At 66.2% G+C, this 22,253-nt stretch carries 30 protein-coding genes and 1 tRNA gene; 26 read left to right on the top strand and 5 right to left on the bottom strand.

From position 1 onward, the window contains the following. Positions 1-10: 10 nt before the first annotated feature. From AAC014_RS01200 to AAC014_RS01285, 18 genes are all read left to right on the top strand, one after another. Positions 11-961, top strand: a complete 951-nt coding sequence (locus AAC014_RS01200; RefSeq protein WP_339703159.1) for a hypothetical protein — start codon at positions 11-13, stop codon at positions 959-961. Further along, the gene (locus AAC014_RS01205) at positions 958-1,416 is read left to right on the top strand and encodes a universal stress protein (protein ID WP_339703162.1); all 459 of its coding nucleotides are present in this window, start codon (positions 958-960) and stop codon (positions 1,414-1,416) included. The genes AAC014_RS01200 and AAC014_RS01205 overlap by 4 nt, the downstream gene beginning before the upstream one ends. A gap of 83 nt (positions 1,417-1,499) precedes the next feature. After that, complete coding sequence (locus tag AAC014_RS01210) at positions 1,500-2,057, top strand: NifU family protein (RefSeq protein WP_339703165.1); 558 nt, start codon at positions 1,500-1,502, stop codon at positions 2,055-2,057. A 36-nt stretch (positions 2,058-2,093) separates the two neighbouring features. Further along, positions 2,094-2,687: a malonic semialdehyde reductase gene (locus tag AAC014_RS01215; RefSeq protein ID WP_339703168.1), complete on the top strand. Its 594-nt coding sequence runs from the start codon at positions 2,094-2,096 to the stop codon at positions 2,685-2,687. Then, a complete protein-coding gene (tsaB, locus tag AAC014_RS01220; RefSeq protein WP_339703170.1) occupies positions 2,687-3,298 on the top strand; it encodes a tRNA (adenosine(37)-N6)-threonylcarbamoyltransferase complex dimerization subunit type 1 TsaB in 612 nt (203 codons plus the stop codon). The genes AAC014_RS01215 and tsaB overlap by 1 nt, the downstream gene beginning before the upstream one ends. Beyond that, positions 3,295-3,753 carry a GNAT family N-acetyltransferase gene (locus AAC014_RS01225; RefSeq protein WP_339703173.1) on the top strand — a complete coding sequence of 153 codons (459 nt, stop codon included), beginning with the start codon at positions 3,295-3,297 and terminating at the stop codon, positions 3,751-3,753. Before tsaB ends, AAC014_RS01225 begins: the two co-directional genes overlap by 4 nt. Before the next feature lie 103 nt (positions 3,754-3,856). Beyond that, positions 3,857-4,276 carry a MucR family transcriptional regulator gene (locus tag AAC014_RS01230; RefSeq protein WP_339703176.1) on the top strand — a complete coding sequence of 140 codons (420 nt, stop codon included), beginning with the start codon at positions 3,857-3,859 and terminating at the stop codon, positions 4,274-4,276. 79 nt (positions 4,277-4,355) lie between these two features. Then, positions 4,356-4,781, top strand: a complete 426-nt coding sequence (locus AAC014_RS01235) for a Fur family transcriptional regulator (RefSeq protein ID WP_339703179.1) — start codon at positions 4,356-4,358, stop codon at positions 4,779-4,781. A gap of 14 nt (positions 4,782-4,795) precedes the next feature. Beyond that, positions 4,796-6,103 carry a tRNA (N6-isopentenyl adenosine(37)-C2)-methylthiotransferase MiaB gene (gene miaB / locus AAC014_RS01240; protein ID WP_339703182.1) on the top strand — a complete coding sequence of 436 codons (1,308 nt, stop codon included), beginning with the start codon at positions 4,796-4,798 and terminating at the stop codon, positions 6,101-6,103. Between the two features lie 2 nt (positions 6,104-6,105). Then, positions 6,106-7,110: a PhoH family protein gene (locus tag AAC014_RS01245; RefSeq protein WP_339703185.1), complete on the top strand. Its 1,005-nt coding sequence runs from the start codon at positions 6,106-6,108 to the stop codon at positions 7,108-7,110. Continuing rightward, complete coding sequence (ybeY, locus tag AAC014_RS01250; protein WP_339703188.1) at positions 7,103-7,609, top strand: rRNA maturation RNase YbeY; 507 nt, start codon at positions 7,103-7,105, stop codon at positions 7,607-7,609. The genes AAC014_RS01245 and ybeY overlap by 8 nt, the downstream gene beginning before the upstream one ends. A gap of 13 nt (positions 7,610-7,622) precedes the next feature. Continuing rightward, entirely contained in the window at positions 7,623-8,534 is a 912-nt protein-coding gene (locus AAC014_RS01255; protein WP_339703190.1) for a hemolysin family protein, read from the top strand. Then, entirely contained in the window at positions 8,531-10,021 is a 1,491-nt protein-coding gene (lnt, locus tag AAC014_RS01260; RefSeq protein WP_339703193.1) for an apolipoprotein N-acyltransferase, read from the top strand. Before AAC014_RS01255 ends, lnt begins: the two co-directional genes overlap by 4 nt. 63 nt (positions 10,022-10,084) lie before the next feature. Then, positions 10,085-10,477 carry a helix-turn-helix domain-containing protein gene (locus AAC014_RS01265; RefSeq protein WP_339703195.1) on the top strand — a complete coding sequence of 131 codons (393 nt, stop codon included), beginning with the start codon at positions 10,085-10,087 and terminating at the stop codon, positions 10,475-10,477. 80 nt (positions 10,478-10,557) lie between these two features. Continuing rightward, on the top strand, positions 10,558-11,775 hold the full coding sequence (metK, locus tag AAC014_RS01270; RefSeq protein ID WP_339703198.1) for a methionine adenosyltransferase: 1,218 nt from the start codon (positions 10,558-10,560) through the stop codon (positions 11,773-11,775). Positions 11,776-11,883: 108 nt separating this feature from the next. Beyond that, on the top strand, positions 11,884-12,420 hold the full coding sequence (locus AAC014_RS01275; RefSeq protein ID WP_339703201.1) for a sigma-70 family RNA polymerase sigma factor: 537 nt from the start codon (positions 11,884-11,886) through the stop codon (positions 12,418-12,420). Beyond that, the gene (locus tag AAC014_RS01280; protein WP_339703203.1) at positions 12,417-13,004 is read left to right on the top strand and encodes a hypothetical protein; all 588 of its coding nucleotides are present in this window, start codon (positions 12,417-12,419) and stop codon (positions 13,002-13,004) included. The genes AAC014_RS01275 and AAC014_RS01280 overlap by 4 nt, the downstream gene beginning before the upstream one ends. Positions 13,005-13,025: 21 nt before the next feature. After that, on the top strand, positions 13,026-14,003 hold the full coding sequence (locus AAC014_RS01285) for a M23 family metallopeptidase (protein ID WP_339703947.1): 978 nt from the start codon (positions 13,026-13,028) through the stop codon (positions 14,001-14,003). 2 nt (positions 14,004-14,005) lie between these two features. On the opposite strand, the gene AAC014_RS01290 is transcribed toward AAC014_RS01285, so the two are convergent. Then, positions 14,006-14,320, bottom strand: a complete 315-nt coding sequence (locus tag AAC014_RS01290) for a 4a-hydroxytetrahydrobiopterin dehydratase (RefSeq protein ID WP_339703949.1) — start codon at positions 14,318-14,320, stop codon at positions 14,006-14,008. Between the two features lie 20 nt (positions 14,321-14,340). Between AAC014_RS01290 and AAC014_RS01295 the strand changes: the two genes are divergently transcribed. After that, on the top strand, positions 14,341-14,739 hold the full coding sequence (locus tag AAC014_RS01295; RefSeq protein WP_339703206.1) for a metallopeptidase family protein: 399 nt from the start codon (positions 14,341-14,343) through the stop codon (positions 14,737-14,739). On the opposite strand, the gene AAC014_RS01300 is transcribed toward AAC014_RS01295, so the two are convergent. Beyond that, positions 14,728-15,438 carry an NAD-dependent deacylase gene (locus AAC014_RS01300; RefSeq protein ID WP_339703951.1) on the bottom strand — a complete coding sequence of 237 codons (711 nt, stop codon included), beginning with the start codon at positions 15,436-15,438 and terminating at the stop codon, positions 14,728-14,730. The two genes, AAC014_RS01295 and AAC014_RS01300, sit on opposite strands and share 12 nt — an antisense overlap. A gap of 70 nt (positions 15,439-15,508) precedes the next feature. On the opposite strand from AAC014_RS01300, the gene dapB reads away from it, so the two are divergent. After that, complete coding sequence (gene dapB / locus AAC014_RS01305) at positions 15,509-16,309, top strand: 4-hydroxy-tetrahydrodipicolinate reductase (protein ID WP_339703210.1); 801 nt, start codon at positions 15,509-15,511, stop codon at positions 16,307-16,309. On the opposite strand, the gene AAC014_RS01310 is transcribed toward dapB, so the two are convergent. Continuing rightward, a complete protein-coding gene (locus AAC014_RS01310) occupies positions 16,310-16,759 on the bottom strand; it encodes a DUF2244 domain-containing protein (RefSeq protein WP_339703213.1) in 450 nt (149 codons plus the stop codon). A 48-nt stretch (positions 16,760-16,807) separates the two neighbouring features. On the opposite strand from AAC014_RS01310, the gene nth reads away from it, so the two are divergent. The 4 genes from nth (at position 16,808) to AAC014_RS01330 (ending at position 18,793) form a co-directional block, all read left to right on the top strand. After that, positions 16,808-17,443 (top strand): endonuclease III, encoded by a 636-nt coding sequence (gene nth, locus AAC014_RS01315; RefSeq protein WP_339703216.1) that lies wholly within the window; start codon positions 16,808-16,810, stop codon positions 17,441-17,443. 152 nt (positions 17,444-17,595) lie between these two features. After that, the gene (locus tag AAC014_RS01320) at positions 17,596-17,991 is read left to right on the top strand and encodes a hypothetical protein (protein ID WP_339703219.1); all 396 of its coding nucleotides are present in this window, start codon (positions 17,596-17,598) and stop codon (positions 17,989-17,991) included. 70 nt (positions 17,992-18,061) lie between these two features. Next, a tRNA-Arg gene (locus AAC014_RS01325) sits at positions 18,062-18,138 on the top strand. Between the two features lie 100 nt (positions 18,139-18,238). After that, positions 18,239-18,793 carry a GNAT family protein gene (locus tag AAC014_RS01330; protein ID WP_339703222.1) on the top strand — a complete coding sequence of 185 codons (555 nt, stop codon included), beginning with the start codon at positions 18,239-18,241 and terminating at the stop codon, positions 18,791-18,793. 77 nt (positions 18,794-18,870) lie between these two features. Here AAC014_RS01330 and AAC014_RS01335 read toward each other — a convergent pair whose 3' ends face one another. Continuing rightward, positions 18,871-19,551 (bottom strand): GNAT family N-acetyltransferase, encoded by a 681-nt coding sequence (locus tag AAC014_RS01335; RefSeq protein ID WP_339703225.1) that lies wholly within the window; start codon positions 19,549-19,551, stop codon positions 18,871-18,873. Continuing rightward, a complete protein-coding gene (locus AAC014_RS01340) occupies positions 19,548-20,045 on the bottom strand; it encodes a MarR family transcriptional regulator (RefSeq protein WP_339703228.1) in 498 nt (165 codons plus the stop codon). The genes AAC014_RS01335 and AAC014_RS01340 overlap by 4 nt, the downstream gene beginning before the upstream one ends. A gap of 242 nt (positions 20,046-20,287) precedes the next feature. Here AAC014_RS01340 and AAC014_RS01345 point away from each other — a divergent pair, with 242 nt between their 5' ends. Continuing rightward, on the top strand, positions 20,288-21,667 hold the full coding sequence (locus AAC014_RS01345) for an L-serine ammonia-lyase (protein ID WP_339703953.1): 1,380 nt from the start codon (positions 20,288-20,290) through the stop codon (positions 21,665-21,667). A 7-nt stretch (positions 21,668-21,674) separates the two neighbouring features. Further along, positions 21,675-22,253 (top strand): NAD(P)H-dependent oxidoreductase, encoded by a 579-nt coding sequence (locus AAC014_RS01350; RefSeq protein ID WP_339703231.1) that lies wholly within the window; start codon positions 21,675-21,677, stop codon positions 22,251-22,253.

Raw genomic sequence — 22,253 nt, forward strand, 5'->3', positions numbered from 1 at the left:
AGAACAACGCGTGGGTATATTTGACATCTTCCGCCGCCAGACGGTGAATCCCGTTACAGCCGCCAGCGCGGACGCGAGCGGCACCAGTCTCATCGGACGGTTCACGGCGATGCCGCGCTGGATGCTGCTGATTCTCGGCGCGTTCTTCGCGGCAATTCTCTACTGGGGCGTCCTCGGCAGCCTGCTGTCGGACACGCGCGCTGATCTTACCGTGCGCCCGGATACGACGGTGCTGCCGCCCGGCGGAAGCGTTGCGGTCGCGACGGCCGCGATGCTGCTGGATCGGGCGCTGGACAAGGGCTGGACACCGAACGACAGCCTGCTGCGCCCCACGGGACTGCTCGAAGACATGCCCGCCTTCCAGCGCGGGCAACATTCGGCGATCAGCGCATTCGTCACCAGCTTCGATCAGGGCGTCGGCGGTGACCCCGAGCTCAGCGAAGCGGCGGACGCACTGAAGACAGCGCCGGAGCGCGGCTGGCTGCACAGCGATTTCCCCTTCATCGGCGGTTCCGCAGAAGGCCGCTACCGCGAGGCGGTGGATGCGCTGGCGCGCTACAACCGTGCGGTCGCCGAAAGCGAAGCGCCGGACGAGGGCGATGCACGCGAACTCCGGCTCGCCCTGCTCAGCCTTCACGCCGCGCTCGGCGAGGAGGCCGGCGCGGTCGACCGCATGATCGACGACAGCCGCGCGGGCAGCGCCGATGCACAGTATAACGAGGTCCGCGGTTCAGCCTATGCCGCCGCCATGCTGATGCGTGGCCTTCGCGAGGATTTCGGCACGACGATCGGTCAGCGCCAGCTCGCCGCGACGTGGGCCGAAACGACAGAGGCACTGGATGCCGTTTCCGAAAAGCGCCCGACGTTCGGGGTCGGTCGGCAGGATCTCGTCGAACAGGGCTATTTCCTGATGCGCGGGCGCGAATCGCTGCGCACGCTTGCGGCAGGCCTTGCGCGATGACGGAGCCCAACTACCTCGTCGTCGTCGACGACACGGACGAATCGGCGCTCGCCATGCGCTATGCCGCACTCCGCGCGAAGATGACGGGCGGCAACATCATGCTCGCGCATATCGTACCCAAGCCGGAATTTCTGCTTTCCGGCGGACTTCAGGACATGATCGCCGCCGAGGCACAGGAAGCGGCCGAAGCGCTGCTGAGCCGCAAAGCCGAAGAGGTTATGGCGCTTTCGGGCCAACGTCCGGCGCTCGTGATTCGCGAGGGCAAGGCGATCGATGAGGTCAGCCAGATGCTCACCGAAAACAATGTCCACGCGCTGATCCTCGGCGCCGCCGCCAAGGGCGCGCCGGGACCGCTCGTCAGCCACTTCTCGGGCGAACGCGCGGGCAACCTTCCCTGCGTGGTGGTGATCGTTCCGGGGGGCCTCGATCCAGACGCGCTTGACCGTCTGGCTTGATCCGGCGGGCAAGGCACGCCACATGAGACGCGTATCGGAATAAGACACTCGCCCCAGGACTCCCACCCCCAAGGATTCCAACCATGTTCATTGAAACCCAGGCCACACCCAATCCCGCAACCGTGAAGTTCCTTCCGGGCCGCGCCGTGATGCCTTCGGGAACCATAGATTTCAGTTCGCCTGAAGCCGCCGAAGCCTCGCCGCTCGCGACCGCGCTGTTCAGCCTCGGCGACGTGACCGGCGTGTTCCTCGGCAGCGACTTCATCTCAGTGACGCGCGCCGAAGGCGGCAGCGACTGGCGCGAGCTGAAGCCGCAGGTGCTCGGCATCATCGTCGATCATTTCGCGAGCGGCGCGCCGCTGCTGAATGAAAACGCCACTGCTGAAGACGAAATCGAGGACGATCCCGAAACCGCGGACATCGTCGTGCAGATCAAGGACCTGCTGGAAACGCGCATCCGCCCCGCGGTCGCGAACGACGGAGGCGACATCATCTACAAGGGCTTCCGCGAAGGTGTCGTCTACCTGCAGATGCAGGGCGCGTGCTCGGGCTGCCCGTCATCGACCGCAACACTAAAAAACGGCATCGAAAACCTTCTGAAATACTATGTGCCTGAAGTAACGGACGTCCGCGCCGTCTGATCGGTGCGGCGACGATAAAAACAGGGAGTCCCCCCCATGACCGATCATCTGCTGAGTGACCGCGACCTCGACCTTATCTTCCGCAGCGCGAGGACGCATAACGATTGGTCTGACCGCGCGGTCAGCGACGTGCAGCTGCGCGCCATCTACGACCTGATGCGCATGGGCCCCACGTCGGCGAATTGCGAGCCGGCGCGGATCGTGTTCGCGAAGAGCGCGGAAGCGCGTGAAAAGCTCGCCGCCTGCGCATCGGGCAACAATGCCCCGAAGATCCGGCAAGCGCCGGTGACCGCGATCATCGGCATGGACATGAAGTTCTACGACCAGCTGCCCAAGCTTTTCCCGCATACCGATGCGCGCAGCTGGTTCACCGGCAATGATGCGCTCATTCGCGAAACAGCGTTCCGCAATTCATCGCTGCAGGGCGCCTATTTCATCATCGCCGCACGCGCGATCGGCCTGAATTGCGGGCCCATGTCGGGCTTCGACAAGGCGAAGGTCGATGCGGCCTTCTTTGCGGGCACCGACATCGAAACGAACTTCATCTGCTCGGTCGGTTACGGCACCGAGAAGGACCTGTTCCCGCGCAGCCCGCGCCTGTCGTTCGAAGAGGCCGCGTCCATCATCTGATGCTGCTCGCCATTGAAACCGGCACAGCCGCCTGTTCGGTCGCGCTGATCGACGGGACCACCATCGTTGCAGCGCGGCACGAGATCATCGGCCGCGGCCATGCCGAGCGGCTTGTGCCGCTTGTCGAGGCCGTGCTTGCCGAGGCGGGCAGGCGCCCCCGCGCCATCGCCGTTGACGTGGGGCCGGGCAGCTTCACCGGGCTTCGCGTCGGCATCGCCGCAGCGCGGGGTTTCGGGCTCGTCTGGGCCGTGCCGGTTTACGGCTATTCATCGACGGTGCTGATCGCTGCAACTGTGCTGGCCACGCACGATGCCGCGCCGCTCACCGTCGTGATGGACGCCGGGCGCGGTGAGGTGTTCGTGCAAACCTTCGATCGAGACCTGAAACCGGCCGCGCCTGCCGCCGCACGGCCGATCACCGTCGTCGCAGTGCACGCAGGGACTCTTGCGGGAACGGGGACACCCTTGCTGAGAGACGCCGGCAGCACGGCGACGATCCTTTCCGAGGCGCCCCCCGATGCACGCAATGTGAGGCTGCTGCCGCCAGAACTCCGCAGCTTGCCGCCGACACCGCTCTATGTGCGCGCGCCTGATGCGAAACTGCCGGCATGAGGCACTACCGGGCCGTGACGATCGACGACGTCCCCGCGCTCGCGGCGCTGATGTCGCGCGCGTTCGATCCGCAGTATGGCGAGGGCTGGAACGGTAGCCAGCTGCTCGGCACGCTCGCGATGTCCGGCACGCGCGCCGAAATGGCGGTGGCGGACGGCGTCCCCGCCGGTTTCGCGCTGACGCGCCTTGCCGCCGAGGACTGCGAGCTTCTGCTGATCGCGGTTGAGCCCCTGCGCAGCGGGCAGGGTATCGGAACAGAACTTCTGAAAAGATCGATTGATCTTGCGAAACACGCGCAGGTCCGGCGCATGTTTCTGGAAGTTCGCTCAGGTAACAATGCTGCACGCGGGCTTTATGAACGTCACGGATTTATCTGCGTCGGACAGAGAAAAGATTATTACGTAGGTGAGAATCATTTGCGTTTCGATGCAATGACCATGGCGCTGACGCTCTAGATATTTCGCGCGCCCGCAAACCACGTTAAATCTTGCGAAAATCATCCGAACGCTACATAAATCCGGGCACCAACAACAAAAACGGTCGGGGTCATCGGGAATTATGAACGAACACAGCGATAATCATCAGGAACTACTTGCACTTACGGCAGACATTGTGTCGTCGCATGTCGCGAACAATACGGTGGCGGTTTCGGACCTGCCGGTCCTTATCGAGAACGTCTATTCGACGCTTGTAAAGCTTGGCGGGGTGGTGGAGCCTGCGAAGCCGAAGCAAGAGCCCGCGGTTTCTATCCGCGCGTCGATCAAGCCGGACTACGTCATCTGTCTTGAAGACGGCAAGAAGCTGAAGATGCTGAAGCGCCACCTGATGACGCACTACAACATGACCCCGGACGAGTATCGCGCGAAGTGGAATCTTCCCGCCGACTATCCGATGGTCGCTCCCAACTATGCATTGCAGCGCCAGGCGCTCGCCAAGAAGATCGGTCTTGGCACGAAGCGCGCCGGCAAGCGCAAGTAGCGCGAGCCGCCGCATTCAACGGCATTGAAGGGACAGGGACGGACTTGTCCGTCCCTGTTTCCGCGCCTAAACTCCGACAATGACAAAGATCGATATCGAAGCCATTTGCGCCGAGCGCGGCCTCCGCATCACAGAGCAGCGGCGCGTGATCGCGCGCGTGCTTTCCGATGCGGCCGACCACCCTGACGTGGAAGAGCTGTACCGGCGTGCTTCGGCGATCGATTCCGGCATTTCCATCGCCACCGTTTATCGCACGGTGCGTCTCTTCGAAGAGGCCGGCATCCTTGAACGTCACGACTTCCGCGACGGGCGTTCGCGCTATGAGCCGACCCCCGAGGAACATCACGATCACCTTATCGATGTTGAAACCGGCGCGGTCATCGAATTCCACGACAATGCGCTCGAAGAGCTGCAGCGTCTCATTGCCGAACGCCTCGGCTTCGAGCTCGTCGATCATCGGCTGGAACTCTACGGCCGCCCGCTCAAGACGAAGCCGGCAAACTGAAATCCGGACCCGGCGTGTCTGATCCCCGTTCCTATTTCGTCAAGACGTTCGGCTGCCAGATGAACGTCTATGACAGCGAGCGCATGGCCGAACTGCTGGAGGCGGAAGGCCACACGCAGGCCGCTTCGGCGGACGATGCCGACATCGTCGTGCTCAACACGTGCCACATCCGCGAGCGCGCGAGCGAGAAGGTCTATTCGGAAATCGGCCGCCTGAAACACCGCGACGGGCCAAAGCCGATCGTGGCGGTCGCAGGATGCGTGGCGCAGGCCGAAGGCTCAGAGATCGTACGTCGCGCGCCGTCGGTCGATGTCGTTGTAGGGCCGCAGGCCTATCACCGGTTGCCCGATCTGATCGCGCGGGCGAAGGAGCGACCGGTCGAGACCGACCTGCCGACGCTGGAGAAATTCGAAGCGCTCGGGAAGCGCCGCAAGGCGGCGCCTTCGTCGTTCCTGACGATCCAGGAAGGCTGCGACAAGTTCTGCACCTATTGCGTCGTGCCCTATACGCGCGGCGCCGAGGTTTCGCGACCGGCCGCCTCCATTCTTGAGGAGGCACGGCGTCTTGCCGGAGAGGGCGCGCGCGAGATCGTGCTGCTTGGCCAGAACGTCAACGCCTACCGTCACGACCATACCGATTTCGCGGCGCTCATCGCCGAGGTGGCGGCGATCGAGGGGATCGCGCGCATCCGCTACACGACGAGCCATCCCGCCGATATGACCGATGCGCTGATCGATGCGCACGCAGCCACGCCCAAGCTGATGCCTTACCTGCACCTCCCCGTGCAGTCCGGCTCCAACCGCGTGCTGAAGGCGATGAACCGCTCGCACACGACCGAGACCTATCTCGCCATCATCGAGAAGCTGCGCGCCGCGCGGGCGGATATGGCGATCTCGGGCGATTTCATCGTCGGCTTCCCCGGCGAGACCGAGGCCGAGTTCGAGGAAACGCTCGCGATCATCCGCGCGGCAAACTACGCGCAGGCCTATTCGTTCAAATATTCGGCGCGCCCGGGCACGCCCGCAGCGGAGATGGACGGGCAGATCGACGAGGACGTGAAATCGGACCGTCTGCACCGGCTGCAGGCGCTGGTGCAGGAACAGCAGCTCGCGTTCAACCGCGCCGCGCTCGGCCGCACCATGCCCATCCTGCTGGAACGCCCCGGCAAGCGCGACGGGCAGCTGATCGGCAAGTCGCCGTGGCTGCAATCCGTGTATGTCGATGCGGTTGGCACACACATCGGAGACATTGTGACGGTGGAGATTGAGGGCGCCTTCGCGAACAGTCTTGCAGGACGCATCGCATTCGCCGAAGCTGCCTGACGATGGCAAAAAAATCCGCTCCGCTCTCCCCGCCCGCCGCCAACGACCGTGTCCGACTCGAACTGGATTTCGACCGCGCCGAACTGCTCGGCGCACTGTTCGGCCAGTACGACCAGAACCTGATCGCTATCGAGAACCGCCTTGGCGTCTATATCGCCGCGCGCGGCAACCGGCTTTCGATCGAAGGCGAGGCGCACGCGGCGGCACGGGCGCGCGACGTGCTGACAGGGCTTTATAACCGCCTCGCGCTTGGGCAAGGCGTCGATATCGGCGATGTGGAGGGCGCGCTCGCATTGTCGCAGGATCCGTCTCTGGAGGGTCTGGTTCGCGCCGAGGACGGTGGCGGCTCACCGATCATCATCCGCACGCGCCGCAAGACCATCGTGCCGCGTTCGCCGACGCAGCTCCGCTATATGGAAGCGCTCGCGCGGCAGGACATCATCTTTGCGCTTGGCCCTGCCGGCACCGGCAAGACCTATGTGGCGGTGGCGCAGGCAGTGAGCCAGCTGATCGCGGGCTCGGTCGACCGGCTGATCCTGTCGCGCCCGGCGGTGGAAGCGGGCGAACGACTCGGCTTCCTGCCCGGCGACATGCGCGAGAAGGTCGATCCCTACCTCCGCCCGCTCTACGACGCGCTCTACGACATGCTGCCCTCCGAGCAGGTGGAGCGGCGCATCGCCAGCGGCGAGATCGAAATCGCCCCCATCGCCTTCATGCGCGGGCGCACGCTCGCCAACGCCTTCGTGATCCTCGACGAGGCGCAGAACACGACGCCCGAGCAGATGAAGATGTTCCTCACCCGCTTTGGGCAGGGCAGCCGCATGGTCGTGTGCGGCGATCCGAAACAGATCGACCTGCCGAACCCGGGCCGTTCCGGCATCAACGACGCCACGCAGCGCCTTGAAGGCATCGATGGCATCGCCGTGGTGCGCTTCGGCGCCGCCGACGTCGTGCGCCACCCGATCGTCGGTCGCATCGTGGAGGCCTACGAAGGCCCCAATGCTTGACGTTGCCGCAGGCATAGCCGGCGGCGCGTGGCCGGACGCCGACTGGACGACCCTTGCCGAAGCCGCCTGCCGCACCGCGCTCGCCGAGACCCCCTACGCGGGTCTTATCGATGCGAGCTTCTGCTGCGAAATCTCGATCCGGCTGACGGATGACGACGAGGTGCAGACGCTGAACGCGCAGTACCGTGGCAAGGACAAGCCGACGAACGTGCTGTCGTTTCCGATGGTGCAGGCAGACCTGCTGGAGAGCCTTGCCAACAGCGACGACGGCGAAGTGCTGCTCGGCGATATCGTGCTCGCCGACGGCGTCGTGGCGCGCGAAGCCGCCGAGCGCGGCATCATGATCACCGATCATGCGACGCATCTCATCGTGCACGGACTGCTGCATCTCGTGGGCTACGACCACGAGCAGGAGGCCGAAGCCGACGCGATGGAGGAGATGGAGCGCCGCGCGCTTGCATCGCTGGGGATTGCCAACCCCTACGCCGGCGAGGCATGACGGCTGGGAAACGATGAGCGACGAACCTCCGAGTAGCAGCGGCGACCAGCCGTTCCGACCCCTTCTCCGCGCCTTGCGGAGCCTGATCTTCGGCCGTGGCGGCGAAGCCACGCTGCGCGAGAGCATCGAGGAAGCCCTCGAGGACCACGCCGGCGACACCCCCGAAGGCGACGATCTTTCCGAAACCGAACGCCTGATGCTGCGGAATCTGCTGGATTTCGGGGAACGGCGCGTTGGTGACGTCATGGTGCCGCGCGGCGAGATCATCGCCTGCGATGTCGAGGACAATTTCCAGACACTGGTCGCAGCCTTCGTCGATGCGGGCCACAGCCGCCTGCCGGTTTTTCGCGAATCGCTCGACGACGTGATTGGCATGATTCACGTGAAGGATGTCTACGCCGTGATCGCGGGCGAAGGCCGCAGCGCCGTGGTCGATGCCGAAACGCTGCTGCGGCCGGTGCTGTTCGTGCCGCCCGCTATGCGCGTGCTCGATCTGCTCGCGCGGATGCGGCAGGGGCGCACGCACATGGCGATCGTCGTGGATGAATACGGCGGCACCGACGGGCTCGTGACCATCGAAGATCTCGTGGAGGAAATCGTCGGCGACATTTCTGACGAGCACGACGAGGAAGAGGCCGAAGCGATCACGCCGCTGCCGGACGGCGGCTTCGAGGTGGACGCGCGCGTTGATATCGAGGCGCTGGAGAAGGCGACCGGGGCGCCGCTTTCGGAGGCGGCGGACGGTGACGTCGATACGGTGGGCGGGCTGGTGTTCATGCTTGCCGGACATATCCCCGCGATCGGCGAGATCGTGGAGCATCCGGGCGGATGGTCGTTCGAGGTTACCGCCGGCGACGAGCGCAAGATCGAGCGCGTGCGCGCGTATCCGCCAGCAGCGGTTACGGCCGCGGCCCGCGGCGCGTGAGACATCCCGCGGGGCGGGCTGGCCTCCTGTTCCTTGCCGGAATCGCGAGCAGCCTTGGGTTTGCGCCGTGGAATCTCTGGCCGCTGACGCTGATCGGGATCGCCTGGCTGATCCGGGAAACCGCGACGACCGAGACGCTGCGTCAGGCGGCGAAGGCGGGATGGGTGTTCGGGTTCGGGCACTTCCTGCTGGGGACGCACTGGATCGCGCAGGCGTTTCAGTATCAGCAGGACATGCCCGCGTGGACGGGATGGATCGGCGTGGTGCTGCTGTCCGCCTACCTCGCGGTGTTCCCGGCGATAACGGTCGCGGTGGCGAGACGGTTTGGCACGGGGCTGCCGCGGGTGCTGGGCTTCGCGGGGTGCTGGACGATCGCGGAGGCCTTGCGCGGTGTTCTCTTTTCCGGCTTCCCGTGGAATCCGCTCGGCGCGGTCGCGCTGCCGATGGCGGGGCTGGGGCAGGGTGCGGCGCTTATCGGCGGGCTCGGGCTTTCGGCTGTGATCCTGCTGGCGGCGGGCGGACTCTCTCTCCTCCTTGAGCGGCAATGGCGCGCGGGCGCCGCGATCATCGGGCTGACGGCGGCGGCGGCGCTTGCCGGGCTGATCCCCCTGAGGACGCCCACGCCGCTTACGACCACGCGCCTCAACATCGTGCAGGCCGACATCGGACAGGACGAGAAATGGTCCGAAGACGGCGTCGCGCGCGCGGCCGCCAAATATCTGAAGCTGTCGCCCGCACCGACACGCGCGGCGCGTCTGCTCATCTGGCCAGAAGCCGCGATCCCCGACCTGCTCGACGAAATGCCCGCGATGCGGCGGAGGCTCGGCGCGCATCTGGGCCCCAACGACCTAATGCTGCTCGGCGCGCTGAAAGCGATCCGCACGGACGACGGCACCGCGATCGCGGCGCGCAACAGCCTGTTCGTGCTCGACAGCGAAGGCGCCATCCTCGCGCGCTACGACAAGAAACGGCTGGTGCCATTCGGCGAGTTCCTGCCCGCGCGCACGCTGCTCAACGCGATCGGGCTCGACCGGCTCGCGCCCGGCGCACTCGACTTCTGGCCCGGACCGGGGCCGCGTACGCTGCCGCTGCCAAGCGGCTTCCCGGCGGTCGGCCCACTGATCTGCTATGAAGTGATCTTCGACGGCCGCGTGACCGAGGCCGGATACCGCCCGGCGTGGCTGCTGAATGTTTCCAACGACGCCTGGTTCGCGGGCGCGGGCGCCGAAATGCACCTTGCGCAGGCGCGCCTGCGGAGCATCGAGGAGGGCCTACCGATGGCGCGCTCCACCCCCACCGGGATCAGCGCGGTGATCGACGCGAACGGCCGCGTGACGGCTTCGATGCCGCGCGGGCAGGCGGGCACGATCGACGCGCGGCTGCCGGAGGCGAACGCGCCGACGCTGTTCAGCCATGCGGGGCGCATCCTGCCGCTGCTGCTTGCCGCAATGCTGATGCTTTTGGGCTGGAGACTTGGAAAGCGCTGACAGCTTGCACGCCGGAACGGATGCAAATACACCCGCTATGGTTGTATCTCACCCGCCGGAGCCATGTCGAACGAGACCGTCCACCCTGTCGACCTTCACGTGGGCAAACGCCTGCGCGAAAGCCGCACGGCGTGCGGGGTGACGCAGGCCGAACTCGGCGCGGACCTCGGCATCAGCGCGCAGCAGGTGCAGAAATACGAAAACGGCAGCAACCGCATCAGCGCCAGCAAATTGTTCGAGATCGCCGGACGGCTCGGCACCGGCATCGACTGGTTCTTCGAGGGGCTGGCCGCACCGACGGCGCCGCGCCTTGCCGAGCCTGCCGCGCCCTTTGAGGCCGAACCGACGGCGCACGACCAGACACGCGCGCTCATCGCCGCGTTCAGGGCGCTGCCCGACGACACGGCACGCGCGGAGGCGCTGGAATACGTGCGAAATCGCGCCGAACAGACATAAACGATTCTTTATGTCCGCTTGCGCAGGCCGCGCAGCGGCGCTAGAGCGGAACCGTCCAAGAGCTGTTTCAGGAAAGATGCATGGCGCGCAGCGACTATCTCTTCACGTCCGAATCGGTTTCGGAAGGGCACCCCGACAAGGTCGCCGACCAGATTTCAGACGCGATCGTCGACCTGTTCCTGTCGAAAGACCCCGAAGCGCGCATCGCCTGCGAAACGCTGACGACGACGCAGCTCGTCGTGCTGGCGGGCGAAATCCGCTGCAAGGGTGTGTACGAAAACGGCGCATGGGTGCCGGGCGCGCTCGACGAGATCGAGACGACTGTCCGCGAGACGGTGAAGCGCATCGGCTACGCGCAGGACGGCTTCCACTGGGAGCAATTCCGCTTCGAGAACCACCTGCACGGCCAATCCGCGCATATCGCGCAGGGCGTGGATGAGGCGGGCAACAAGGACGAGGGCGCGGGCGACCAGGGCATCATGTTCGGCTACGCGACCGACGAGACGCCCGACCTGATGCCTGCGACGCTGGATTACAGCCACAAGATTCTTGCGCGGCTGGCGGCGGACCGCCACTCGGGCGCGGCGCCGTTTCTGGAGCCGGACAGCAAGAGCCAGGTGACGTTGCGCTACGCGGGCGGCGTGCCGGTGGAAGCGACCGCGCTCGTCGTTTCGACGCAGCACGCGCCGGGCTATTTCTGGCACGGCGGCGAGGGCGACCCGGAGAAGTTCAAGGTTCTGCACGACTATGTGATGGGCGTGTTCAAGGACGTGCTGCCGGACGGCTTCGTAACCGAAAAGACCGCGATCCACGTGAACCCAACGGGCCGCTTCGAGATCGGCGGACCGGACGGCGACGCGGGGCTCACGGGGCGCAAGATCATCGTGGACACCTACGGCGGCGCAAGCCCGCACGGCGGCGGCGCGTTCAGCGGCAAGGACCCGACGAAGGTCGACCGCTCGGCGGCGTACATCACGCGCTATCTGGCTAAGAACATCGTTGCGGCCGGGCTCGGCAAGCGCTGCACGATCCAGCTTTCCTACGCGATCGGCGTCGCCGAGCCGCTGTCGCTTTATGTCGACCTGCACGGCACGGGCACGGTGGACGAGGCGAAGCTGGAAGCGGTGATCCCGCAGCTCGTGCGCCTGACGCCCAAGGGCATCCGCGAGCACCTGGGCCTCAACAAGCCGATCTACAGCCGCACCGCCGCCTACGGGCATTTCGGGCGGAAGCCGGAGGGCGACTTCTTCCCGTGGGAGAAGACCGATCTGGTGGCGAAGCTGAAGGCTGCGATTTAGGCCGCACGCGCCTCTTTGACGGAGGCCGCCGCTCCACGGCGAATTTCTTTGTAAGACATCCCGCATCGCTGCGACTGTCCCTTCACGAGCCATGCGTGGAGTTTTTGGATGAGCGGCCCAGTAGGCCAGGGCGAGCGGCAGGATGCGCTGTATGCGGACGCGGCAGCGGCGCATGGCGGCATGATTGCGCGGCTTTCGGCGGGCTATGAGGCGGATCCGGCGCTGCGCGAGGATCTGGAGCAGGAGATTCACCTGCAGCTCTGGCGGAGTTTCGCAAGCTTCGCGGGGCAGTGCAGCCTTTCCACATGGATTTACCGCATCGCGCACAACGTGGGCGCGCGGCATGTGCACCGCGCTGTGCGGGCGAAGCCCGGCGCCTTCGTGGACCTTGACGGCATCGACATCGCCGACGGCCGCGCAGGGCCGGAGGAACGCGCCGACACCGGGGCGACGCTTGAGAGACTCTATGCGCTGATCTGGCGGCTGCGACCCATCGACCGGCAGGTGCTGCTGCTTCACCTTGAAGAGGTGGACGCCGCCGCGAGCGCAGAGATCACCGGGCTGACACCGGGCGCAGTCGCCACGCGCATCCATCGCATCAAGGCGCTGCTCGCCCGCCAATTCGCGGAAGGGAATCGGCCGTGACCGACACGAACGACACAAACGCAATGGGCGCATTGTGGAAGGCGCAGGCCGTGCAGCCGCGCGTGCTGCCCGCAGACGAGATTCACCGGCGGCACGCCGCGCTCGAACGCCGCCTGGGTCGGCGGAACCTCATCGAGTATCTGACGGCCGCGATGATGATCGTTGCTGTTGTGGGCCTCGTTCTCCTCGACATACGGCTCGGCGCGTTCGGCACGGGTTCGATCGGCCTGATCCTGCTGGGGATCGGCGGCGGCGTTGTGGCGTGGCAGCTTCATCGGCGCACGGGTGGGCGGGCCGCGATCGACGGCGCGCGGCCGAGCATCGAAGCCTATCGCGACACCCTTCGGCGAGAACGCGACGCGCTTGCATCCGTCGCGCGCTGGTACATCGGACCGATGGTGCCCGGCATGGCGACGATCTACCTGAGCGCGTTCCTGAAGGTGCCGCCAGGCGGGCGCCCGCTCGTGATCGCCCTTGCCGCAGCGACGGCGACCGCAATGATCTGGGTCATTCGCCTGAACCGGCGCGGCGCTGAGGCGATGACCGCCGAACTCGAAAGCCACGACCGTTTTTCGAACCTGTGAAGGAGTCCTGTTTTGCACGCAATGATCGCCGCACTGCTCGCCATGGCCGCAGCAGGCACTGCCCAGCCCCAATCCGCCACCGAGCGGGGGCGCGCGCTTTCGGATTGGTCATCGCCCGAGAGCGTGGCCGCGCTTGCGGCGACGGCATCCCCCGAACTGAAGGCGCGGATCGATGCCGGCGGCGGGCCTGCGGCCTTTTCCGCCGCCGTCGCAGGGCAGATGGGCAAGCAGACGCAGGTATTCGACGAGGTGGAAATGGCCATCAACGGGCTGACGTTCTACCAGCGGCTTGCCGCCTATGAGCGCGCACCCGCCGCGATGAGCATGGTGGTGTGGGACGAGAACGGCACTGTGGTCGCCGCGACCGTGCAGCCCTCCGCACCGCCGCCCGCAGCGCTCTCCGCGGGGGCAGGCGTGGCCGTGCGGCCGCCCTTTGCGCCGCCGCGCCAGGGCGAATGGTTCACCTTCTGGGGCGGACGCAACCTTGCGCGCAACTACCACATGGTCGCCCCCGCGCAGACCTATGCGTTCGACCTGCTGGTGGTGAAGGACGGCAAGAGCTTCTCCGGCCCGGCGAACGAACACGCGTCCTATTACTGCTGGGATGAGCCGGTGCTCGCGGCGGCGGAAGGCGTCGTTACAGAGGCGGTGGATGGGCTACCCGACATGCCGATCGGCGACATCAGCGCCAAGCAGGCCGCAGGCAACCACGTAATCGTCCGCGTGGGGCCGGAGCAACACGCGCTCGTTGCGCATCTGCAGAACGGCACGGTGAAGGTGAAGGCGGGCGACACCGTGAAGGCGGGGCAGCCGCTCGGCCTGTGCGGCAACAGCGGGCGCACATCGGAACCGCACATCCATTTCCACCTGCAGACGGGCGCGACGTTCGCCGACGGCGGCACGGGCCTGCCCGCGAACTTCCATGACATGCTGGTGGACGGCCGGCCGGTGCGCGATGGCGAACCGGTGCGCGGGCAAAGCATCGCGGTGACGGAATAGGCCTAAAGCGCGTCGATCGCCTTCGCCATTTCGATGTCGCGCATCGAAAGCCCGCCTGCGTCGTGCGTGGTGAGCAGGATATCGACGCGGTTCCAGACGTTCGACCATTCGGGGTGGTGGTCCGCCTTTTCGGCGAGCAGTGCCACGCGGCTCATGAAGCCGAACGCTTCGGAGAAATCCTTGAAGCGGAAGCTGCGGGTGATGCCGTCTCGCGCCGCATCCAGAGTCCACGCGGGAAGATCGGGGAGCAGCGCCGTACGTTCGGCTTGGGAAAGTTTCTTCGCCATCGCTGTCCTCCGGCTGGCGCGGCGGGGTATGCCACCCTATGTCTTGAGGCATGAGCGTTCGTCAAACCTTCGCGCCTTCGCTGGATGACATCGAAGCCCTGGCGCGTACAGCCATCAAACGCCTTCCCGAGCTTTTTCAGGCACACCTTGGCGCGGTGGTGCTGCGCATCGAGGACTTCCCCGACGAGGAGGTGTGCCGCGACATGGGGCTGGAAAGCGAGTTCGACCTGCTCGGGCTCTATCAGGGCCATGCGGTGGGGCGCTCCGTGGATGTTTCGGGCGCGCTGCCCGACACGGTCTATCTCTACCGCCGTCCGATGCTCGACCTGTGGGCCGAGGGCGAGGAGAGCCTGGAGCATATCGTGACGCACGTGCTGGTGCACGAGGTGGGGCACCACTTCGGGCTTTCCGACGACGACATGCACCGAATCGAGGATTCAGCGCTTTAGGAGTTCGTCCACCCACGCGGGCACGAGTTCGCCCGCGCGGCCGTGGCGAGCTTCATCGAAGAAGTGCGTGCCTTCGGACGGATCGAGATTGATTTCGAGGGTATGCGCGCCGGCGTAGCGGGCGCCCTGCACGAAGCCTGCCGCCGGATACACCGCACCCGAAGTGCCGATCGAAACGAAGAGGTCGCATGTGGCGAGCGCCGCTTCGATCCGGTCCATGTGATAGGGCATCTCGCCAAACCAGACGATATCGGGCCTCAGGCGCCCGTGCGCGGCGCAGCGGGTGCAGGGCGGACCGTCCGACAGGGTTTCGGGTGCTTCCTGCCGTTCGCCGCAGGCTAGGCAGAGCGCGCTTTTCAGCTCGCCGTGCATGTGCACCATGCGTTTCGCGCCCGCGCGCTCGTGGAGGTCGTCGACATTCTGCGTGACGATGAGGAGATCACCCGGCCACTGCGCATCGAGCCGGGCAAGCGCCGCGTGCGCGGGATTGGGGGCGACGCGGGCGAGCGCGGCACGGCGGGCATCGTAGAACGCCTGCACCAGCACCGGATCGCGGCGAAACGCCTGCGGCGTCGCCACGTCCTCTACGCGGTGGCCTTCCCACAGGCCATCCGGCCCGCGGAAGGTCGGCACACCGCTTTCCGCCGAAATGCCCGCGCCCGTGAGCACGACGATGCTTTGAAACCCCGCTGCCCGCATGATCTTGCGCACCGCTCCCCGATTGGCCAGAGATACGCCTTCGCATCAGCGTTCAAGGGGTTCAAGGTTTATGGCGAAGCGCGGCGGCACGGCACGGATCGGCGTTCTCGGTGCGGGCGGACGCATGGGGCAGAGCATCATCGAACAGGTGCTCGCCACGAAAGACGCCGTGCTGGCGGGCGCCGCGGAGAAGCCGGGGCACCCCGCGATGGGCCGCAGCATCGCGCCGAGCCTCGTCATCGGCGCGAACACGCTCGCGCTCGCGCACTGCGCCGACGTGCTCGTCGATTTCACGATACCGGACGCACTGGAGGAGAACCTCACCGCGGCGTGCGATGCCGCCTGCGCGATCGTGATCGGCACGACGGGCCTGACACCCAAGCACCACAAGCTCATCGACGAAGCGGCGAAGACGATTGCCGTGTTGCAGACCGCGAACACCAGCCTTGGCGTCACCATGCTCGCCGCGCTGGTGAAGGAGGCCGCAAGCCGCCTCGGCGACGATTGGGACATCGAGATCGCCGAGATGCACCACCGCCACAAGGTTGACGCGCCCTCCGGCACCGCGCTGATGCTGGGCGAGGCCGCCGCCGCCGGGCGCGGGGTCAAGTTGGCGAACGCTGCCGTGAAGGGCCGCGCGGGCGCTGACGCGGCGCGCAAGGTGGGCGAGATCGGCTTTGCCGCGCTGCGCGGCGGATCGGTGGCGGGCGACCACATGGTGATCCTGGCGGCGGACGGCGAGCGCATCGAACTCGGCCACCGCGCCGAATCGCGCGAGATCTTCGCACGCGGCGCCGTGCGCGCGGCGCTGTGGCTCGCGGGGAAGCCCGCAGGACGCTACACGATGAACGCGGTGCTCGGGCTCGGCTAGCTACCGCCCCGGAAGCGCGCGTTTCAGCATGGCATAGACCTCCTGCCGCTCGCGCGGGGTGAGGAAGCGGCCGATGAGCAGGCGACGCCCGCGCTCACCGAGCCACAGGCGGTTTTCGGGCGGGCTCAGCGCCTCCAGTTCGACGCGGGTGAACAGCGGCTCCAGCCGGAACTCGCGCGCGCTGCCGTCTGCCGCGACGCGACTGTAGAGAAGGCCCGAGGCATCGAGCCGCAGCCGCTCATAAGCGCGGGAGGCGCGCGCCGCCGCGCGGAATGCCCAGACGAGCAGCGCAAGGTCAGCAACCACGAACGGCAGGATCGGCCACGCGCCGAGCATGATAAAACGCACCGAGGCGAGCAGCATGACGAGCGCCGTGCCGCCGACGATCCAGAGCGCCGGGCGCGCGCCGAGCGGCGGCGGAGGCATCAGCTTCAGGTCGAGCGTCGTCATGGGTCTCTACTCTACCAATGCGCGCGCGGGTGCGGTAGGCGGGGAGACATGAAGCCGCAGACGATCACGCGATTTTTCGACCATCTCGCCGAAGCCGATCCCACCCCGGAAACCGAACTCGATTACGTGAACGACTACACGCTGCTCGTCGCCGTCGTGCTGTCCGCGCAGGCGACCGACGCGGGGGTCAACAAGGCAACGAAGGCGCTGTTTCAGCAGGTGCAGGACCCCGCCGCGATGCTCGCGCTCGGCGAGGCGGGGCTGAAACAGCATATCAAGACGATCGGCCTCTACAACGCCAAGGCCGCGAACGTGATCGCGCTCTCGGCGATCCTTATTGAAAAGCACGGCGGCGACGTGCCCCGCGACCGGGCGAGCCTGGAGGCGCTGCCCGGCGTCGGGCGCAAGACCGCGAATGTCGTGCTCAACGTGGCGTTCGGCGAGGAAACCTTCGCGGTCGACACGCATGTGTTCCGCGTTTCCAACCGAACGGGCCTCGCACCCGGCAAAACGCCGCTCGCGGTTGAGCTCAAGCTGGAGAAGGCGATTCCCGCGCCCTACCGCCGCCACGCGCATCACTGGCTGATCCTGCTGGGCCGCCACACGTGCAAGGCGCGAAAGCCCGAATGCTGGCATTGCCCTGTGGTGAGCGAATGCGCCTATGATGCCAAGACGACGGCATGAGCATCAGGGGGCATGAGCGATTCACTTCGCGTTCAGATGGAGACGTTATGAACAGTCCACATAGTGACATTGTAGCGTTTGCGTACCGCCGGACCGCGAACCCGCCTGATGGGGGGCGGTCCGGCACGTCACCCAGCGCGGAGAAACGCCCCATGACGCGGCGCGCCTCTGGCCTCACCGGCATATTCGCGACACTGGCGCTGGCCGCCTGTTCCACGCCCGAAGCGCCGGTGGAGCCCGCCCCGGCCCCCGTATCTGAGACCGCAAGCGGCGAGCGCTGCGTCGGCCTTGCCGCGATCCGGAGCACCAGAGTCGTCGACGATTCAACGATCGACTTCACCATGCGCGACGGCCGCATCCTTCGGAACACGCTGCCGCACGCCTGCCCCTCGCTCGGCTTCGAGGAGGCCTTCACCTATTCGACCTCGCTGTCGCAGCTCTGCTCGACCGATATCATCACGGTGGTGTTGCAGGGCGGCGGGCCCCGGCTCGGCGCCAGCTGCGGGCTCGGCACCTTCGTGCCCATCACGCCAACCAAAGCTGAATAGCAGCCCCGCGCTTTTCCCGCTGGCCTGCACGCCCGCGCTTTGTTAAGCGTGCCGGCCGAAACGGCGACCGGCACCCGTAGCTCAGCTGGATAGAGCGCTGCCCTCCGAAGGCAGAGGTCACAGGTTCGAATCCTGTCGGGTGCACCAAATACCCCCGATTGCCGCCGAAACTGCGCTTCTTCACCCTTGCCGGGTATCGCAGCCTACCCCGTGCGCGTCATTGACAGGCTTTTCCAGAGTATCGGACATGCAGATCATTGAAACCGAGCGCCTGATCCTCAGGCCCTTCCGGGAGGGCGATGCAGCGGACCTCTTCGCTTATCTGCGCGCGCCCACGGCTCCTTGTTTCCTCTCGCTCAAACTCGCGGACCTTGCCGGGGCGGAGGCCGAGGTCAGGAAACGCACGGTTGACGAGGGCAGCGTGGCGATATGCCTGAAACAAACCGGTCAGGTCATCGGCGATCTGTTCGGCGGGGCCGGAGACGAGGAGGAGGACGGGACCGCGTCGGTCGGCTGGCACCTCAATCCGCAGTTCGGTGGTCGGGGCTATGCGTTTGAAGCCGCGAAAGCCCTGTTCGACCATCTTTTCCGGGTAAAGGGCTTTCGCCGACTTTATGCCTATGTCGAGGACCACAACACGTCCTCGCAGCGCCTCTGCGAAAAGCTGGGCATGCGCCGGGAAGGCGTGTTCATCGAATTCGTATCGTTCACCAACGACGATGCGGGCAATCCGATCTACGAAAACACCATGCAATACGCCATCCTGCGCCGCGAGTGGATGTCTGGCGCTTCAGCCGTTTGACGGCCGCTTGGAGGGACCGGCCGCGTTGAATGCGGGTGATAACGTGGACGTCATTTTCCTCGTCTCCCGGCGAACGCTCAGTCCGCGCGGCGGAGGAAGGCGACGTTCATGGGGCGGCGCAGGGTGAAGCCGATTGACTCGTAAAGCGTGATCGCGGGCGTGTTTGATGCGAAGGCGTGGAGGAACGGCTGCGCACCGCTTTCGAAGATCGCCTGCATGGCATGGAGCGAGAGCCGCTTGCCGAGGCCCTTGCCGCGATGATCGGGATGCGTGCAGACACCGCTCAGCTCCGTGTAGCCGGGCTGGCGCATCCGTTCCCCCGCCATGGCGATGAGCGCGCCGTTGTGGCGCACACCCCAGAACCGGCCGAGCGCCAACGCTTCGAGCGAGAAGGGGCCGGGTTTCGTCAGTTCCGCGAGGGCGAGCATCGCTGCTGCATCGGCCCAGCCGAGGGGTACAATTTCCGCATCGGCAAGCGGCCGGGGCGGCTGTGCTGCTAACATCTGCACGCCAGGCGCGGACATTACGGTTTCGAAGCCCTGCGGCGGCACGACCGGATCGGCCATCAGCAGGACCAGGCTTTCACCCGGTGCAGCAAGCGCACCGAGCGCGGCGAGTGCGGCCGGGCTGTTGTCGATGCTTGCCGCCATTGGGCCGATCGACGTGCGGTAGCGGCGCGCCAGGGCACCGCCCTCTGCAACATCCGCGTGCGTTGTGCTGAGCGCCTGCCAGATCGGCCGGTCGAGAACGTGCGTCACAGTGCCGACTCCTCTTTCAGCGCTGCGATGCGTTCGGGCAGGGGGATTTCGTGGAGCGCCGCTTCCAGCGCATCGAGCTGATCGAGCAGCGGCCCTGCAAGCGGTGCACACAGATGGGCGACCGCGCGATCGATCTGCGGCCACATTTCGGCCCGCAGACGCGCCACGAGCGCCTTTCCGGCCGGCGAGAGCGCGACGAGGCGGACACGCGCATCGCCTTCGGATTTCAGGACTTCAAGAGAGCCCGCTTCGACAAGAATACCAACCGCGCGCGTGGCACCCGGTTGCGTGATGCCGAGCGCAAGCGCGAGATCGCCGACGGTGACCGGGCCGAGCCGCTCAACGGCCACAAGCACCGGGCACTGGCTTGCCTGAACGGAGAGCCCGCCCGCATCGAGAACGCGCTGCGTTTCCGATTGAAGCTGTTCCCCGATCCTTCGCAGCCTGGTGCCGAGGGACAAGTGACCGAGCGCGCGCACCACATCTTCGACCATGTTTCGTTCAATCCATAAGTAGATATATAACTACTTATATAAAAACACATGACGGCAGACAAGGGGCGAGACGCAAAGAGGTCGGCATGACATCAACGGCGATGGCGATGGGCGGCACGATCACGATGGCCTGAACGCCGCAGGTGGCGAGTCGAAGGCTTTGCGCTTAAAAGACCCTCGAAGTTGGACGAGGGACCGGAACGCGCATGACTTTGGAGCAGGCGGTGACAAGCACGGCGACGATGAGTGCCGCGCGCAGGGCGATGGCCGAGCGACCGATCAGCGTGACCGAGGTGTTCACGATCGGCATCGGGCCTTCCAGCTCCCACACGGTGGGGCCGATGCGCGCCGCGCTCGCGTTCGCCGAGGCCGCTGTGAAGCGCGGCAAGGTGCGCGCGGTCGCGTGCGACGTCTATGGCTCGCTCGCGCTCACTGGGCGCGGACACGCCACGGACACGGCGATCATCCTCGGGCTGGCCGGAAACACGCCGGAGAGCCTTGATCCCGATGCCGCTCCGGCAATGCTCGCGCAAATCCGCGGCGAAGACAAATTGCCGCTCGCGGGCGGACGCAAGGTGACATTCCGCCAGGCCGATCACCTGCGCTTCCGCATGGGCGAGTTCCTGCCCGGCCACCCGAACGCCGTGCGCTTCGAGGCGCATTATGAGGGTGGCGAGACGTGGATGGCGACCTATTTCTCGATCGGCGGGGGCGCGATTCTGCGCGAGGGCGAAACCGCGCAGCGCGTCAACATCCGCCTGCCGCATCCGTTCGAATCCGCCGCCGATCTGCTGCGGCTCGGCGAGGCGACGGGCCTTTCGATCGGCGACATGCTGCTTGAGAACGAACTCGCGTGGCGCAGCCGCGAGGAGACGGAAATCTTCCTCGACAGCGTGCGCGCGGCGATGCTCGGCTGCATCGAGCGCGGCTGCCAGTCGGTAGGCGTGCTGCCCGGCGGGCTGAAGGTGAAACGACGGGCAAGCGACATCCAGCGGTCGCTGACGGCGCGCGGACCGCGCATCGACCCGTCGGCCGTGTTCGAGTGGGTGAGCCTGTGGGCGCTCGCGGTGAACGAGGAAAACGCCGCCGGAAGCCGCGTGGTGACGGCGCCCACGAACGGCGCCGCTGGCGTGCTTCCCGCCGTGCTTAAATACTACGAGGTGTTCACGAGCGCGCCGACGCCCGCCGGAAGCCGGCTGCTGCTCGCGACCGCTTCGGCGATCGGCATCCTCTACAAGAAGCGCGCGTCGATCTCGGCAGCTGAGATGGGCTGCCAGGGCGAGGTCGGCGTCGCCTGCTCGATGGCGGCGGGCGGGCTCGTCGCGGCGCTCGGCGGCAGCAATCGTCAGATCGAGAACGCCGCCGAGATCGGCATGGAGCATAACCTCGGCCTCACCTGCGATCCCATCGGCGGGCTGGTGCAGATCCCCTGCATCGAGCGCAACACGATGGGCGCGATCAAGGCGATAAACGCCGCCTATCTCGCGCTGCACGGCGACGGGCAGCATGTGGTGAGCCTCGACGCGGTGATCGAGACGATGCGGCAGACGGGCGAGGACATGCGCTCGCAGTACAAGGAAACCAGCCTCGGCGGGCTCGCTGTCAACGTCGTCGAGTGTTGAGCGACACATGACGCGCATCCTCGTGATCGACGCGCATCCGGACCCCGATCCGGCGCGATTTTGCCATGCGCTTGCCGATGTCTATGCGGAAAGCGCCGTGGGCGCGGGCCATGCGGTCGAGCGGCTGGCGCTTTCAGCGATCGATATTCCCGTGCTCAGCAGCCGCGCAGACTGGGAGGATGGCGAGGCGTCGCCTGCCATTCGGGAGGCGCAGGCGATGATCGCGCGCGCCGAGCATCTGGTGATCCTGTTTCCGCTGTGGCTGGGCGATGTGCCCGCGCTGCTGAAGGCGTTCCTGGAGCAGGTGTTCCGGCCCGGCTTCGCGTTCCCGACAGGTCCGAGAAAGCCCAATGCGGGGCTGCTGAAAGGCAAATCCGCGCGCATCGTCGTCACCATGGGGATGCCCGCGCTGTTCTACCGCTGGGTGTATCGCGCGCACAGTCTGAAGAGCCTGCGCAGCAACATCCTGCGCTTCGTCGGCATCGGCCCGATCCGCGAGACGCTGATCGGCAACGTGGAAGGCAGCGCCGGGAACCGCACGGAGGCGCTGGCATTGATGCGGCGGCTCGGAGCCGACGCCGCCTGA

The organism is uncultured Sphingosinicella sp. (assembly GCF_963974575.1).
Taxonomy (GTDB): domain Bacteria; phylum Pseudomonadota; class Alphaproteobacteria; order Sphingomonadales; family Sphingomonadaceae; genus Sphingosinicella.

Coding starts and splice junctions, on each gene's coding strand:
- AAC014_RS01205 (WP_339703162.1), top strand. CDS start 958: ATGACGGAGCCCAACTACCTCGTCGTCGTCGACGACACGGACGAATCG.
- AAC014_RS01210 (WP_339703165.1), top strand. CDS start 1,500: ATGTTCATTGAAACCCAGGCCACACCCAATCCCGCAACCGTGAAGTTC.
- AAC014_RS01215 (WP_339703168.1), top strand. CDS start 2,094: ATGACCGATCATCTGCTGAGTGACCGCGACCTCGACCTTATCTTCCGC.
- tsaB (WP_339703170.1), top strand. CDS start 2,687: ATGCTGCTCGCCATTGAAACCGGCACAGCCGCCTGTTCGGTCGCGCTG.
- AAC014_RS01225 (WP_339703173.1), top strand. CDS start 3,295: ATGAGGCACTACCGGGCCGTGACGATCGACGACGTCCCCGCGCTCGCG.
- AAC014_RS01230 (WP_339703176.1), top strand. CDS start 3,857: ATGAACGAACACAGCGATAATCATCAGGAACTACTTGCACTTACGGCA.
- AAC014_RS01235 (WP_339703179.1), top strand. CDS start 4,356: ATGACAAAGATCGATATCGAAGCCATTTGCGCCGAGCGCGGCCTCCGC.
- AAC014_RS01245 (WP_339703185.1), top strand. CDS start 6,106: ATGGCAAAAAAATCCGCTCCGCTCTCCCCGCCCGCCGCCAACGACCGT.
- ybeY (WP_339703188.1), top strand. CDS start 7,103: ATGCTTGACGTTGCCGCAGGCATAGCCGGCGGCGCGTGGCCGGACGCC.
- AAC014_RS01255 (WP_339703190.1), top strand. CDS start 7,623: ATGAGCGACGAACCTCCGAGTAGCAGCGGCGACCAGCCGTTCCGACCC.
- AAC014_RS01265 (WP_339703195.1), top strand. CDS start 10,085: ATGTCGAACGAGACCGTCCACCCTGTCGACCTTCACGTGGGCAAACGC.
- metK (WP_339703198.1), top strand. CDS start 10,558: ATGGCGCGCAGCGACTATCTCTTCACGTCCGAATCGGTTTCGGAAGGG.
- AAC014_RS01275 (WP_339703201.1), top strand. CDS start 11,884: ATGAGCGGCCCAGTAGGCCAGGGCGAGCGGCAGGATGCGCTGTATGCG.
- AAC014_RS01285 (WP_339703947.1), top strand. CDS start 13,026: ATGATCGCCGCACTGCTCGCCATGGCCGCAGCAGGCACTGCCCAGCCC.
- AAC014_RS01295 (WP_339703206.1), top strand. CDS start 14,341: ATGAGCGTTCGTCAAACCTTCGCGCCTTCGCTGGATGACATCGAAGCC.
- AAC014_RS01300 (WP_339703951.1), bottom strand. CDS start 15,438: ATGCGGGCAGCGGGGTTTCAAAGCATCGTCGTGCTCACGGGCGCGGGC.
- dapB (WP_339703210.1), top strand. CDS start 15,509: ATGGCGAAGCGCGGCGGCACGGCACGGATCGGCGTTCTCGGTGCGGGC.
- AAC014_RS01310 (WP_339703213.1), bottom strand. CDS start 16,759: ATGACGACGCTCGACCTGAAGCTGATGCCTCCGCCGCCGCTCGGCGCG.
- nth (WP_339703216.1), top strand. CDS start 16,808: ATGAAGCCGCAGACGATCACGCGATTTTTCGACCATCTCGCCGAAGCC.
- AAC014_RS01320 (WP_339703219.1), top strand. CDS start 17,596: ATGACGCGGCGCGCCTCTGGCCTCACCGGCATATTCGCGACACTGGCG.
- AAC014_RS01330 (WP_339703222.1), top strand. CDS start 18,239: ATGCAGATCATTGAAACCGAGCGCCTGATCCTCAGGCCCTTCCGGGAG.
- AAC014_RS01340 (WP_339703228.1), bottom strand. CDS start 20,045: ATGGTCGAAGATGTGGTGCGCGCGCTCGGTCACTTGTCCCTCGGCACC.
- AAC014_RS01345 (WP_339703953.1), top strand. CDS start 20,288: ATGAGTGCCGCGCGCAGGGCGATGGCCGAGCGACCGATCAGCGTGACC.
- AAC014_RS01350 (WP_339703231.1), top strand. CDS start 21,675: ATGACGCGCATCCTCGTGATCGACGCGCATCCGGACCCCGATCCGGCG.